This is a genomic window from Kutzneria viridogrisea DSM 43870 (genome assembly GCF_000525635.1).
Lineage (GTDB): Bacteria > Actinomycetota > Actinomycetes > Mycobacteriales > Pseudonocardiaceae > Kutzneria > Kutzneria viridogrisea.
On the sequence record NZ_CP007155.1, the window covers coordinates 5,631,509 to 5,645,751 of the forward strand.

General features: G+C 73.3%; 9 protein-coding genes. 5 read left to right on the top strand and 4 right to left on the bottom strand.

Annotated elements, in window-relative coordinates; translation table 11 throughout:
• Window positions 1-2: 2 nt before the first annotated feature.
• The gene (locus KALB_RS25085; protein WP_025358462.1) at window positions 3-521 is read right to left on the bottom strand and encodes a hypothetical protein; all 519 of its coding nucleotides are present in this window, start codon (window positions 519-521) and stop codon (window positions 3-5) included.
• 57 nt (window positions 522-578) lie between these two features.
• Window positions 579-1,220 (bottom strand): HAD family hydrolase, encoded by a 642-nt coding sequence (locus tag KALB_RS25090; protein ID WP_025358463.1) that lies wholly within the window; start codon window positions 1,218-1,220, stop codon window positions 579-581.
• Between the two features lie 161 nt (window positions 1,221-1,381).
• Between KALB_RS25090 and KALB_RS25095 the strand changes: the two genes are divergently transcribed.
• Entirely contained in the window at window positions 1,382-2,587 is a 1,206-nt protein-coding gene (locus tag KALB_RS25095) for an alpha/beta hydrolase (protein ID WP_148309618.1), read from the top strand.
• Here the strand turns inward: KALB_RS25095 and KALB_RS25100 are convergent.
• Together KALB_RS25100 and KALB_RS25105 are read right to left on the bottom strand one after the other, a co-directional pair.
• Window positions 2,563-3,768 carry an ATP-binding protein gene (locus KALB_RS25100; protein WP_052360483.1) on the bottom strand — a complete coding sequence of 402 codons (1,206 nt, stop codon included), beginning with the start codon at window positions 3,766-3,768 and terminating at the stop codon, window positions 2,563-2,565. The two genes, KALB_RS25095 and KALB_RS25100, sit on opposite strands and share 25 nt — an antisense overlap.
• 431 nt (window positions 3,769-4,199) lie before the next feature.
• A complete protein-coding gene (locus KALB_RS25105; protein ID WP_025358466.1) occupies window positions 4,200-6,602 on the bottom strand; it encodes a non-ribosomal peptide synthetase in 2,403 nt (800 codons plus the stop codon).
• A gap of 144 nt (window positions 6,603-6,746) precedes the next feature.
• Between KALB_RS25105 and KALB_RS25110 the strand changes: the two genes are divergently transcribed.
• From KALB_RS25110 to KALB_RS25125, 4 genes are all read left to right on the top strand, one after another.
• Complete coding sequence (locus KALB_RS25110) at window positions 6,747-9,758, top strand: type 2 lanthipeptide synthetase LanM family protein (protein WP_025358467.1); 3,012 nt, start codon at window positions 6,747-6,749, stop codon at window positions 9,756-9,758.
• Window positions 9,755-9,964 (top strand): hypothetical protein, encoded by a 210-nt coding sequence (locus KALB_RS25115; RefSeq protein ID WP_025358468.1) that lies wholly within the window; start codon window positions 9,755-9,757, stop codon window positions 9,962-9,964. Before KALB_RS25110 ends, KALB_RS25115 begins: the two co-directional genes overlap by 4 nt.
• A gap of 68 nt (window positions 9,965-10,032) precedes the next feature.
• Window positions 10,033-12,948 (top strand): helix-turn-helix transcriptional regulator, encoded by a 2,916-nt coding sequence (locus KALB_RS25120; RefSeq protein ID WP_025358469.1) that lies wholly within the window; start codon window positions 10,033-10,035, stop codon window positions 12,946-12,948.
• A 67-nt stretch (window positions 12,949-13,015) separates the two neighbouring features.
• Complete coding sequence (locus tag KALB_RS25125; protein WP_025358470.1) at window positions 13,016-14,236, top strand: glycosyltransferase family protein; 1,221 nt, start codon at window positions 13,016-13,018, stop codon at window positions 14,234-14,236.
• Window positions 14,237-14,243: the final 7 nt, after the last annotated feature.

Below are 14,243 nucleotides of genomic sequence, written 5' to 3' on the forward strand. Positions count from 1 at the left end.
TCTCAGACCGTGCCGGTCCAGTAGAGCGGATTGCCCTTCTGGAAGGCGATCTTCACGCTGATCTCCGCGGGCTTGGTCGGCGCGGCGACCACCAGCGAGGCCTTGCCCTCCTTGCCGGGCAGCACGTCGGCGCCCAGCTTGCCGGTGACCTGCTTGCCCTCGTCGGTGACCAGCACGGCGGGCTGCCCGTCGGTGGTCACCGTGAAGACGAAGTCGCTGGCCTGCAACGCCTGCTGCCCGGAGTTGCTGACCTTGATGTCGAAGCGCAGCCCACGGGTCAGGTCCTTGTTGCGAGCCGGGTCGGCGGGCAGGTCGAAGGGCACCGGGGCGGAGACGTTGAGCACGCCGTGCGTGCCCTTGCGGTCCTCGCCGAACTTCATCACCTGCGGCTTGGCGCTGGTGGAGGTGGGCGGCCGCTGGCTCGTCGGCTGCGGCTGGCTGGACGGCTTGGACTCGGTCCCCCCGCAGGCCACCAGGGCGAGGCCGGTGGCGGCGAGCAACAGGACGAGGGTGCGCTTCACGAGTACTCCAGGCATCCGGTTCGAGTGCTTTGACCGGATCAACGTAGCCCGTTCGGCTCAGGTTCCGAGCGCGGCGGGCAAGTCGCCGATGTCACTGAGCACGGCGTGCACCTGCGCCAGCACGGCGGGGTCCGGCGGGAAGTGCGGGTTGGGCACGGCGTAGACGGTCATGCCCGCGTTGAGCGCGGAGCGCAGGCCGTTGGTGGAGTCCTCCACGGCGGCGCACCCGGTTGGGTCCACGCCCAGGGCCTTGGCCGCGGCCAGGTAGACGTCCGGCGCGGGCTTGCCCGCACCGGTCTGCTCGCTGGACAGTGCCACGCCCACCACCTCCGACAGGCCGGTGGCGTGCAGCACCGCCTCGATCAGCGCGGGCGGTGAGGAGCTGGCGATGGCCACGGGGTGTCGCCGTGCGACGGCCAGCACCGCCTCGACCGCCCCGGGCAGTACGGGCGGTCCCTCGTCGTAGCGGCGGATCATGCCCGCGATCACCAGCTCGGCCACGCGGTCCGGGTCGAGCCGCACGCCGCGCGCGGTGACCAGGTACTGCGCCCACTCCGGTGTACTCATGCCCATCATCGCCCGGGTCGTGTCCTCGGCCCAGGTGCCGCCGTGCTCCGCGGTGACCGCCCGCCGCACCTCGTCCCAGGTGCGCTCGGAGTCGACCAGCACACCGTCCATGTCGAACACCACCGCGTCCACGATCTTGCACCTTACGCTGTGAACCGGTTGCCGTCGGCGGCCGAACCTGCCACGCAGGGCTGACGGCTGAGCGGGACTCGCGAGCGGCAGGACGGGACTCGCGGACCGGAGCGCGGGACTCGCGGGCGGCTGGCCGGGACTCGCGGGTGGAGGGGGTAGCGGTGAGGTTGGGGACGGGGTTGGCGTTGGCGGCCGGGGCCGCGGGCGCGGCGGTGACGGTGTTCGCGCGCAGGGCGCCGTGGCGGGTCCACCCGTGGTACCTGGCTGGCATGCTGCCCGGCGTGCTGGGCAGCGAGTTCGCGCTGCCGGTGGCCGGGGCCCAGCTGGCGGCCTCCGCCGCTGCCACCGCGCTGGGGGCTGGTCGCAGCAAGCTGGGCGTGGCCGGTCTGCTCGCCGCGACGGGGTCGGCGGCCGGTCTACTTGACCTGCACCGTCAAGCCGTGCGCGCGAAAGGCGTGCTCCAGGGCGCGCTGGACGAGGCGTTCGGGCCGGGCGCGGCCCCGCTGCACGTGGCGGGCCCCACGCGGAACCTGCGCCGGGAGCTGCTCGCGGCGCGGGACGTGCCGTACGGCACCGAACCGGCCCAGGTGCTTGACGTGTGGCGTCAAGCGGGGCTGCCGCTGGACGGCAGGGCCCCGGTGCTGGTGCAGATCCACGGCGGCTCCTGGACCGGCGGCAGCAAGAACACGCAGAACCTGCCGCTGCTGAGCCACCTGGCCGCCAACGGCTGGGTGTGCGTGGCGATCGACTACCGGCTCGGGCCGCGGACCCGCTGGCCGGAGATCATGATCGACGTGAAGCGCGCGCTGGCCTGGGTGCGGGCCAACGCGCACCGCTACGGCGGGGACCCGGACTTCATCGCGGTGACCGGCGGTTCGGCGGGCGGGCACCTGGCGGCGCTGGCCGCGCTGACGGCCAACGACCCGGCCCTGCAACCGGGCTTCGAGCAGGCCGACACCTCGGTGCAGGCCGCCGCCCTGCTCTACGGGGTGTACGACCTGACCGCGCTCAACGAGGACGGCAAGCCCCGGCTGCGCGGACACCTGCGCCGGGTCATGTTCGACGCCGACCTGGACGAGGACCCCAAGCCCTGGTGCGCGGCCTCACCGCTGGCCCGGCTGCACGCCGGTGCCCCGCCGATGTTCGTGGTGCACGGGGACCGGGACGAGATCGTCTCGGTCACCCAGGCCCGCGAGTTCGCCGCGCGGGCCAGGCAGGTCTGCGCCGAACCGTTCGGCTACGCGGAACTGCCCTATGCGCACCACGCCTTCGACATGCTCGGGTCCACCCGGACGACCGCGATGGCGCACGCCGTGGAGCGCTTCCTCGGCGCGGTGCGGGCTCAGGTGCGCCCCAGGCCCACGTGACAGCGGGCGGGCACCCGGCGGTCCCCGGTGTCGCCCACGCCCAGGGTCCAGCGCGGGTCGGACTCCACCGAGCCCAGTGACAGCCACGGTGTGAGCGCGGCTCGGGTCGCCGCCACGGCCAGCGCCAGCGGCTGGCGCCCGCAGCGGCGGACGAGGGCGGCCACGGCCTCGGGCTCGGCGGCGACCCGGTCCCAGCCCAGGTGCTTGGCCAGCAGGGAGGCCGACTCGTCGTCGCTGAGGGTGTCCAGCGGCATGGGCCGGGCACCCTCCCGCACCACCAGTCCCGGCAACTGGTCGCGGCTGGTGACCAGCACCAGGCAGTCCGGGCTGGCGGGCAGCAGTGGGCGCACCTGCTCGGCGTCGCGCGCGTTGTCCAGCAGCACCAGCAGTTTCCGGCCAGTCGTCACGGTCCGGTACAGGGCGGCCTGCGCGCCGAGGCTGACCGGCACCTGCGCGTGGGGCACGCCCAGCGCGCCGAGGAAGCCGCGCAGCGCGACCTCGGGGCGCAGCGGATTGCCCGCGCCACGCAGGTCCACGTGCAACTGCCCGTCGGGGAAGCGGTCGGCCGCCTGGTGCGCCCAGCGCAGGGCGAGGGTGGTCTTGCCGATGCCCGCCGGGCCGTACAGCGAGGTGACCTGCACGGTGCCCGCCTCGCGCGCCGGGTTGTCCAACAGCTTGTCGAGCTGGCCCAGTTCCTCTGCGCGGCCCACGAAGTGCGGGGTGTGCACGGGGAGCTGGCGTGGCACGGGCGTGGGGTTGTCGTGCAGCTCCGGCACGCGCGGCGGTTCTTCCTGATCAGGCAGCACGATCCAGGCGTCCGCGCTGGTCTCCTTGACGCTGACCTGGATGCGGCGGTAGGACTCGGCTGCCGCGTGCACGCTGTGGCACACCACTTCCTCGTAGAACCACTGGGAGGTCACCAGGGCGAGCACCCCGGGCGAGTCGGCCAGCGCGGCCTTGAAGGCGGGGGCCTCCATCAGCCGGAACACGTGGTTGATCGAGGAGGAGCTGACCCCGTGCTCATCGAAGTTGATCTCGCCGGCGTGCAGGCCGGCCCGAAGGCGAATCCGCTCCCCCTCCGGACTGCTCCGGTTGTGCTCGCTCAATGCCTCGGCGAGTTCCAGCGGAAGTGAATCGACCAGGAATGCCTTCGGCACCTCCGGGGGCACGAGCACGAGCACGCCGTCACCACAATCATTGAGTTCACAATCCGCCCACAGTATTCCTACCCGCGTGAATGCGCGTCGCAGCGCTCGATAGACTCCGCACCGGACGGCGACCCGGTGCGGATTCGTGCGCTTGCTATCGCCGAACCCTTCCACGTCAACAGCGAAAATGGTCCGGTGCAGCGCTGGTCGCGGATGCGGCATAAGCCCCTCGGGGTTGGGCAACAATTGTCATTGTGGCCCACAGCATGACGTCCGTGGAGGCCAGACGCAAGACACAGCACAATTGCATCCGATTCGGCGAGTTTCGGCTAGGGGGCGTAACAGTGAGCCGGCTCACGCACAGTCGCTATCGGATTGTGCCCGCCCGGAGGCGGCCTACCTGGTGCAGGTCGGTGTGAACCCTCACGTCAGGGCACCGGGAGACCGCTTGCGACAACGCACCGTCACCGGGCGGGCGAGTCGGCGGGCTCGGTGTGCAGAGTGGACTCGATGCGTCCCAGTTGCAAACGGAAGCCGCGCACCTGAGCGCGCTCGTCCACCCGCTCCAGGTACTGGAGGCTGCCGTCACCGAGCCAGCGAACCAGGTCGCCCGTCCGGTACATGCGTGAGCCCGGCTCACCGAAGGGATCGGGCACGAAGCGCTGCGCGGTCAGCCCCGGCTCCCCCTGGTAACCGCGTGCCAGCCCGCCCGCCACGTACAACTCACCGGGCACGCCGATGGGCACCCGGCGCAGGGCACCGTCCAACACGTACACCCGGCGGCCGAACGCGGGCCTGCCGATGCCCGCCACCGCGCCATCCTCCAGCGGATCGCTCATCGTGGCACAGGCCGTGGTCTCGGTGCCGCCGTAGCAGGTGACCACCCGTCGCCCGGTGGCCCAGCGGCGCAGCACCTCGGGCCGGCAGCCCTCGCCGCTGACCGCCACCACCGCGGCCTCGGGCACCGCCCCGTCGGGCAGGGCGGCCAGCGCGGCGGGCGGCAGCACCAGGTGGGTCACCTGCTGCTCGGCAAGCAGCTCGGTGAGCGCACGCCCCGGCGCCAGCCGCTCGGCCGGGGCCAGCACCAGCCGCGCGCCGGTGAGCAGGGCGGCCACCAGTTCCACCACGTAGCCGTCCTGGGTCGGCGGGCTGTACTGCAACACCCGGCTGTCCGGCTCCAGGCACCACCAGGTGCGGGTGGACTCGGCCAGGTCGGCGATGCCCGCGTGCGGCACGACCACCGTCTCACCGCGACCCGCGGCCCGGATCAGGTAGGCCGGGTGCTGCGGGTGCAGCCGCCGCCTCGGGTTGCCCACCGGAGCCGAGCCGGGCTCGGTCGGCACGTCCCCCGCGGTGAGCACGTGCGCCACGTCCGGCGGCACGTCCTGCGCCGGGTCCAGCACCAGGTGGGCGGCTCCGGCCTTGAGCACCCCGAGCACCGCCACCACCAGTTCGGGGCCGCGGGGCAGGGCGAGGGCCACCACGTCCTCGGGGCCGATCCCGTGCAGCAGCAGCCGGTGCGCGACCTGGTTGGCCCGCACGTTGAGCTCGGCGTAGGTCGTGTCGCGCCCCTGGCAGGACAACGCGATCGAGTCGGGGCCCAGCCAGACCTGCCGCTCGAACAGGTCGGGCAGGGTCGTCTGCGGGGCCGCCGAGCCGGTCTCGGCCCAGTCCGCCAGCACGTGCAGTTCGCCCGGCTCCAGCAGGTCCAGCTGTCCGATGCGGACGTCCGGATCGGACAGTGCCTGGTCGAGCAGGCGCAGCAGCCTGCGCACCAGCGCCTCGGCGGTGTCGCGCTCGAACAGGTCCGCGCGGTAGCACAGCACCGCCTCGCCGGACGCGGCGAACCTCAGCCCCAGGTCAACCCCAGCGGCCTGGTCTCCGATCGGTTCGCCGCGCACCGTGAGGCCGGGCAGTGGCAGGGCGCGCTCGGCGCCACCGTCCTGCACCAGCAGCACCTGGAACAGCGGGTGCCGTGCGGCCGACCTGGTCGGGTTGACCGTGTCGACCACGTCCGCGAACGGCACGTGCCGGTGTGCGAAGGCGGCCCCGTTCGCCTCGTGCACCCTGCGCACCAGTTCGCGGAAACCCGGGTCCCCACCCACGTCGGTGCGCAGCACCAACGCGTTGCCCGAGAACTCGTCGTGCTCCGCGGCGATCACCGTGCCCAGCGGCAGGTCCTCCCCCGCGCCCAGCCGGAACAGCAGCGCCGCCAAGCCCGCCTGCACCACCGTGAACGGGGTGGTGCCCCAGGCCCGCGCCACCTCGGCCAGTTCCGGGTCGAACGCGAACTCGACCTGCCCGCGCCGATGCCCCGGCATGTGCGGGCGCGGGTGGTCGGTGGGCAGCGGCAGCTCCTCCGGCAACCCGGCCAGGGTGTCCGACCAGTACCGCAGCCTGCGCGGCTGGGGCACCCGGTCGACCGCCACCACCGGGACCGGCGCCCAGTTCGGCACCCGGCCCGCGCTGCGTGCGGCATACGCGGTGGCCAGGTCGGCCAGTACCGGCCCGAACTGCCAGCCGGTCCCCCCGTGCAGCACCAGCAGCAGCACGTGCTCCTCGGCGGACAGGGTGTGGATCCGCACCCGCAGCGGCTGCTGCCTGCTCAGGTCGAACGGCTCGTGCGAGGCCGCACTCAGCGCGGCGGGCAGCTGCCACCGTGAGCAGCGCAGTTCCAGCAGGTCCAGGTCGGTGCCCGCGATGAGCCTGCCGTCGGCGTGCAACAGTTCGTGTCGTACGACCACGTCCCGCAGAGCTGCCCGCACCACGTCCAGGTCCAGCGGCCCGTACAGCCGGAAGGCGATCGACCCCTGGTCGCACCCGGCCAGCTGCCAGAGCCTGAGCCGGGTGCGAGACAGGGGGAACATGACCAGCAGTCTTCGTGCCGCATCGGGCTCGCGGATGGGTACCGCACCCCCAAATTCGTCCGGTTCAGGACAACCTGGCGGCGAGGGGAATCTGGGGGCCAGTCCCCCATGTGCCGACGGCGCCCGCGTGCAAAGTTTCAGCGCGTGAGCCACCGTGAACCCCCCGTGGCCGTCGGCGACCGGTCGTGGTGGGCCGGTGGCCTGACCCTGCACGAGCGGCTGACCGCGCCGGGACCGGCCCCGCGCGACCACGCGGAGTCCGCGCGGCTGCGACTGGAGCAGTGGCGGTCCGCCCACGGTGCGCCCGACCGCGACTGGCTGGGCCGGCGGCTGGCGGAGACCGGGCTGGACGAGGCGGCGCTGACCGGTCTGCTGGGTGAGGCGCCCGAGGAGCTGGCCGCCCGCGTGCACCGGCCGGACTGGGCGGACTACGTGGCCACGGCCCTGCGCTGGCGGGTCCGCGCGAGCGAGGCGGCCGAGAACTGGGTGGAGGTGCTGGCGGGCGCGCTGTGGCCGCTGGTGCGGGCGGCCTGCCGCCAGCTCGGCGAGGGGCCGCTGACCGAGGAGTTCGGCAAGCGGCTGGGGGCACGGCTGGTGCGGGTGGCCGCGCGCACGCTCGTGCTGGAGCTCAACCGCGCGCGGGCGCGCGGGGACCTGACCGGGCAGACGCCGACCGAGCGGTTCGCCGACTTCGCCCGCGGCCTGGACCTGCCGGGCCTGCTCACCACGTACCCCGTGCTGGCCCGGCTGCTCGCGCAGAGCTGCCAGCACGCCGTGGCGGCGCACCGCGAACTGCTGGAGCGGCTGGACGCCGACCGGGCGGTGGTCGTGCGGGAACTGCTGGACGGCACCGATCCCGGTGAGCTGGTCTCGGTGCTGGCCGACAGCGGGGACGCGCACCGGCGGGGCCGCTCGGTGGCCGTGCTGGTCTTCGCGGACGGCAGGCGGGTGGTCTACAAGCCCCGGCCGCTGGACCTGCACGAGCACTTCGGGCAGTTGCTGGACTGGCTCAACGGCAAGGTTCCCGAGCTGGGCCTGCGCGGGGTGCGGCTGGTGACGCGCCAGGGCTACGGCTGGCTGGAGTTCGTCGAGAGCCGCCCGTGCGGGTCGGTGGCCGAGGTGAGCCGATTCTACCACCGCCAGGGCGCGCTGGTCGCGCTGCTCTACGCCCTGGACGGCACGGACACGCACTACGAGAACCTGATCGCCTGCGGGGACCAGCCGGTGCTGGTCGACGTGGAGACCCTGTTCCACCCCACGCTGCCGCCGGTGAGCGCCTCCGGCGAGGACCCGGCCGCGGCGGCCCTGCTGCGTTCGGTGCAGCGGACCTGCCTGCTGCCGCAGGTACTGCTCGGGGACAACGGGGCGCTGGACGTGTCGGGGCTGGGCGGTGACCGGGACGCGCACCTGCCGGTGGACAGCGCCGACTGGGCCGCCGCCGGTACCGACACGATGCACCTGGTGCGCCGCACGCTGCGCAGTGCGGGCGCGCTCAACCGGCCGCGCCTGGGTGAGCTGGAGCCCGAGCCGGGTGACTACCAGTCCGTGCTGCTCAACGGGTTCCGCGCGGTCTACGACGGGATCGTGGCGCACCGCGAGGAACTGTCGGAGCTGCTGGCGGGCTTCGTCGAGGACGAGGTCCGCTACGTGGCGCGGCCGAGCCAGCTCTACGGCACCCTGCTGGACGAGTCCACGCACCCCGACGTGCTGCGCGACGCCCTGGACCGGGACCGGGTGTTCGACCTGCTGTGGACCGACTCGCTGCGGGACCCGCTGCACTGGCGGCTGGTGCCGCACGAGATCGCCGACCTGTGGGCCGGGGACGTGCCGCTGTTCACCTGCCGCCCCGGCAGTCGCGACCTGTGGGCCGCCGACGGCAGCCCGGTGGGCCAGGCCCTGCCGGTCAGTGGGCTGTCCTCGGTGCGGGCCAAGCTGTCCCGGATGGGCGAGGTGGACCGGCACGCCCAGGAGTGGCTGATCGCCGCCGCCTTCGCGACCCGGCCGGGTCCGGTGCCGCACCGCTCCGCCGAGGCGCTGCCCGGTCACCTGACCGCCGAGGTGCCCGACCCGCAACGACTGCTGGCCGCCGCCTGCGGCATCGCCGACGAACTGCTCGCCCGCGCGCACCCCGGCCAGGACCGGGTCAACTGGCTGGGCCTGGAACTGGTGGACGAACGGCAGTGGCTGGTGCTGCCCATGGGCGCCGGGCTGGCCAACGGCTACACCGGGGTGGCGCTGTTCCTGGCCCAGCTGGCGGAGCTGACCGGCGCCCCGCGCTACGTGGACCTCGCGGTGGACGCGCTGCGCCCGCTGCCCGCGCTGCTGTCCAGCCTGGCGGCCAACCGGGAACTGGGCGCCGCGGTGGGGTCCGGCGGCTTCCACGGGCTGGGCGGCATCTGCTACGCGCTGGCCAGGCTGTCCGGGCTGCTCGCCGGGGCGAACCTCACGGACACGCTGCGCCTGGCCCTCGATCTGGCAACGGACCTTGAGCGGACCACCGGCACCGACGAACCTGCGGATGTGGCGGAGGGACTCGCGGGCGGGCTGGCGGCGATGCTGGCCGTGCACCGGGAGACGGGCTTGGCCCAGGCGGGCGACCTGGCCATCCGCTACGCCGATCGGCTGACCTCCGGGGTGCACCGGACCAGCACCGGCGCCGGGTTCGCACGCGGACCCGCCGGTGTGGGCTGGGCGCTGCGCAGGCTGGCCGCGACGATCGGCAGCGAACGGCACGAGCAGGCGGCCAACGAATTCGGCCACGGCACCGACACCGAGGGTCAGGGCTGGTGCACGGGTCTGGCCGGCTTGGTGCTGGCCGAGCGGGAGCCGCAGCAGGTGTCCCTGCTCGCCGAGCAACCACCGTTGCGGGACCTGAGCCTGTGTCACGGTGAGCTCGGCGTGCTGGACGCGCTGGCGGCGCTCGCGTCACGGGGCGATCAGGCGGCCGAGGCCGCCCGCAACCGCCGGGCGGGGCTGCTGCTGGGATCGCTCAGCCAGTACGGTCCGCGCTGCGGCACCCCGGACGGCGTGCCGACCCCCGGCCTGCTCAGCGGGCTGGCCGGGATCGGCTACGGCCTGCTCCGGCTGGGCTTCGCCCACGTGCCGTCCGTGCTGCAACTCGACACAACCAACTCGACAAGGAGTCAACTGGGATGAGCGAGGCCATGCGCAACGAGCCGGTCGTGGACGAGACCGTGGACAGCGGCGCGAATCCCGCGGGCGAGATCTCGGTGCAGCCGAGAACACGGGCCGGACTGCGCGCCACCGCGCTGCTCGGTCTGACCGTGGGCATGGGGGCGTTCGCGGCGGTCACCGCGAACGTGAGCACCGTGGTCAGCATCGTGGGCCACCCGCAGGCCTGATCACCGAATTCCGCGGGCATCGGCCTGGACGGCGGGGAAAGTCACGCCCCGCCGTCTAAGGTCTGCACATGCAGACCCGCGCTCCGCTGATCGTCGGGCGTGACGAGGAACTGGCCGAACTGAACACGGTGCTGCTCGCCAGGGGCAGCTCGGCGTTCCTGGTCGGCGAGCCCGGTATCGGCAAGTCCCGGCTGGCGGCCGCCGCCGGGGGCACGGCCTTCGACCGGGGCATGCGGGTGCTGCGCGGACGGGGCTCCACGATCGGCCCCATGGTGCCGTTCCGGCCGCTGGCCGAGGCGCTGCTGTCGCTGTTGCGCGGTGGGGAGCCGTTCCAGGACGAGGAACTGGGCCCGTACCGCCCGGTGCTGGGCAGGCTCATCCCGGAGTGGCACACCTCCGAGTCCGCGGGCGGCTCGCTGGTGGTGCTGGCCGAGGCGGTGCTGCGGCTGCTCGCGGTGGCCGGGCGCGGGACGGGCTGCCTGCTGGTGCTGGAGGACCTGCACGACGCCGACGCCGAGACCCTGGCCGTGGTCGAGTACCTGGTGGACAACCTGGACCGGCTGCCGATCGTGCTGCTGGCCACGATCCGGGACGAGCCCTGCGGGGCGCTGGACCTGGCCCGTGCCGCCGAGCAGCGGCACACCGGCCGGCTGCTCCCGCTGCACCGGCTCACCCGCGGGCAGGTGCGCGACATGGCCGCCGCCTGCCTGGAGACCCCGCCCGGCTCGCTGCCCGCCGAGGTCGTGGACAAGCTCTACGCGGACAGCGCGGGCATCCCGTTCGTGGTCGAGGAACTGCTGCACGGCATGGTGGCCAACGGGCTGCTCGTGCGCGGGGGCGGCGGCTGGCGGGTCGTCGGCGAGCTGCGCACGGAGGTGCCCGCCGCACTGGTGCGCAGCATCGCGCACCGCACCGACCGGCTCGGTCCGCAGGGCAGGATGCTGCTGTCGGTGGCCGCCGTGCTCGGGCACCGCTTCCCGCTGGCGGTGCTGCGCGAGGTCGCGGGCACCGACGACCGGACCCTGCTGTCGCACCTGCACGCCGGGGTGGCCGCGCAGCTGGTGACCCCCGACGAGCCCGCGCCCGACTGGTACGCCTTCCGCCACCCGCTGACCGCCGAGGCCCTGCTGGGCCAGCTGACCCCCAGCGACCGCGCGGAGCTGTCCGGCCAGGTGGCCGATGTCGTGCAGCGCCTGTACCCGGGGCTGCCCGGTCACTGGTGCCAGCTCGCCGCCTCGCTGCGGCTGGACGCCAACCAGACCGCGGAGGCGGGCAGGCTGCTCGCGGAGGCGGGTCGGCGCGCGCTGGGCGACGGGGCAGCGGGCTCGGCCGTGGCCCTGCTCGACCGCGCGAACCGCCTGCTGACCAGCCAGCTCGACGCGGGTATCCGCGCGGACATCCTGGAGTCCCTGCTGCCCGCGCTGGCCGAGGCGGGCCAGTTCGAGCGCGCCTTCCAGCTCGCCGGCACCCTGGACGAGTTGGACGGGACAGCGCTGAATGGGGCTGGGCTGGACCGCTCGCGGCGTGCGGCCCTGCACACCCGGCTGGCCAAGGTCGCCTACCTGGCCGGGCGCGGGGCCGACGGCATCGAGCAGGTGGAGACCGCCCGCGCCCTGCTGGGCGGGGACGCCCGCGACGAGGACAGCGCGCCGGTGGACATGATCGCGGCGTACCTGGTGTTGCAGACCCCCAGCCCGGAGCGGATCCGCACCGCGGAGGCGCTGGCAAGGCGGGCCGCGGCGGCGGCAAGGCGGGTGTCCCTGCCGGTGGTGGAGTGCGAGGCCTGGGAGCTGCTGGGCATCATCGCCCGCGAACACGACCTGGCGGAGGCCGTGGCCTGCTTCGAGCGGGCCAGGCAGATCAGCGAGGAGCACCACCTGCCGTTGCAGCGCAGCTACGCGCTGACCAGGCTGGCCGGGATCGACTGGCTGGCCGAGGCCGACACCGGCAGCCTGGAGCGGGCCAGGCAGGAGGCGCTGCGCATCGGCGCGATCACCATGTCGTACAACGCCGAGGCGGTGATCGCGCTGGGTGCGGTGCTGGGCGGGCAGTTCGGCACGGCGCGCGAACTGGTGGACCGGCTCTGGGAGTCGGCGACCCGGTTGCAGTTGGCGGGCATCGCCCGGTACGTGCTGATGACCCGCGCGACCCTGGCCGCGCACCAGTGCGACCGCGGGGGCATGGAAAGCGCGCTGGCCGAGTTCCGCGCCTGGGGCGGGGACAAGTCCCAGGAGCTGACCCTGTCGGTGGGGCTGGCCAGGGTGTTCTGCGCCCTGCTTGAGGAGGACCGCCCGCTGGCCGAGCGCGAACTGGGCCAGGCGCTGGCGCACGAGGCGGCGAACCCGACGAACTTCCACCTGGCCGGGCGGCACGGGCTGCACCTGCTGTTGGGGGTGCTGGCCGGACGGGCCGGGTGGGCGCAGCACCGGGAGGTGACCGCTTCCCCCGCGGGCGCGATGCGCTGGAACCGGCACTTCGCGGAGCTGGCCCGTGCGATCCTGCTCGGCAGGGACGGACGAGCCGAGGAGGCCGCGGCGGCGATGGAGGGCGCACAGCGCGCGGCGGTGGCCTTCCCGATGGCCCGCCACCTGGGCCTGCGGCTGACCGCCGAGGCGGCGCACGCGGACGGCTGGGGCGAGCCGGTGCTGTGGCTGCGCCGTGCCGAGGAGTACTTCCACCAGCTCGGGGTCACCGCGACCGCCAGCGCGTGCCGGGGCCTGCTGCGTCAGGTCGGCGTCTCGGTGCAGCAGCGAAGAACCGGCACGGACCAGGTGCCCCGCGTGCTGCGCGCGGTGGGGGTCACGGTCCGTGAGTACGACGTGTTCCGGCTGCTGGTGGAGCGGCTGGGCAACAAGGCCATCGCGACCAGGCTGCACATCTCCCCGCGCACGGTGGAGAAGCACGTGGCCAGTCTGATCGCCAAGACCCAGCAACCTGATCGGGAGGCGCTCAGCAGCTACGCCAGCCAGCTGCTGCGAGCGTGATCCGCACCACGGAGAAGCAACCCGTGCCCTGCCCGAGGCACCCTCACTCCGTGAGGGGAGTTCCAGTATGACCGGTGTTCTGACGCCGCCGCGGATCGACACGGCCGTCAGCGAGGGGGACCGGCCACGACGCGGCCTGCTGCACAGCGACGCCGTGCGCGTGCTGCTGCTGGTGCTCGCCTGGCAGGCCGTGCTGACCATCGCCGGTGCGCTGATCCAGTCCGCGCTGTCCAAGCACGCGATGCCCTCCGTGGTGACGCACACCGGCAACTGGGACGGCGGCTGGTTCCAGCGCGTGCTCAACGGGGAGTACGCGACGAACAAGGCCGCGCCCGCGTTCTACCCGCTGTTCCCGTTCGCGGTGCTCCTGGTGCAGTGGGCGAGCTTCGGTGCGCTGCCCACGCTGTGGGCCGGTCTGCTGGTGAACACCGCGGCCACCTGGCTGGGTGTGCTCGCGCTGCTGGGCATCGGCAGGCACCTGCTCGGCGGGCGCCTCGCCCCGTGGCTGCTGGTGGCCCTGTACCTGGCCGCTCCCCCGGCGTTCTTCCTGCACGAGTTCTACAGCGAGGCGATCTTCATCGCGCTCGCGTTCTGGGCCTACCTGTTCGCGCTGCGGCGGCAGTGGGTCTACATGGGACTGTGCCTGATCCCGTTGACCGCCGCCCGGATCACGGCGATTCTGTTCGTGGGCCTGTGTTTCCTGGAGTTCTGGCGCTCGCGGGACTGGAAGGTCCGCGGGCTGCTGTCCTGGCAGGTGTTGTGGTTCCCCGCCAGTGCACTGGGTTGGCTCGGCTACGCCACGTGGCTGTCCATTGTGGCCGGTGACCCACTGGCGATGGCCAAGGCGTACCGGGCCACCAACGAGTGGGCCTACCACGTGTTCGAACCGAACATCCTGCTCACCCTGGTCAGGCAGTCGCACCAGGCCTGGCGGCTGCTGAGCGGGCAGGCGGCGTGGGGCCAGTACGACCTGCCGAACACGATCCTGCCGCTGGTCGGCCTCGCGCTGCTGGTGCTCGCGAGCTGCTACCTGGTGCGGGCACTGCGCGGACCCGGTCTGCCGCTGGCCCTGTTCGGCGCCGCCTCGCTGGTCATGTTCACCCTGAACAGCAACCTCGTGTCGGTGTACCGGTACCTGTTGCCCTGCCTGGGGTTGTACCTGGCCGTGGCGGTCTTCGTCCGGCGCAAGCCGTCCTGGTCGGCCCTGCTGATCCCGCTCTTCGCGCTGTCACTGGGCGTGCAGGCCACGATGATGACCTTGTTCACGGTGCTGAAGTGGGCGGGCTGAGGATTTG

What these genes read in the sequence shown, in the direction of transcription:
- KALB_RS25125 (WP_025358470.1), top strand. Translation starts at nt 13,016, where the DNA reads ATGACCGGTGTTCTGACGCCGCCGCGGATCGACACGGCCGTCAGCGAG.
- KALB_RS25120 (WP_025358469.1), top strand. Translation starts at nt 10,033, where the DNA reads ATGCAGACCCGCGCTCCGCTGATCGTCGGGCGTGACGAGGAACTGGCC.
- KALB_RS25115 (WP_025358468.1), top strand. Translation starts at nt 9,755, where the DNA reads ATGAGCGAGGCCATGCGCAACGAGCCGGTCGTGGACGAGACCGTGGAC.
- KALB_RS25105 (WP_025358466.1), bottom strand. Translation starts at nt 6,602, where the DNA reads ATGTTCCCCCTGTCTCGCACCCGGCTCAGGCTCTGGCAGCTGGCCGGG.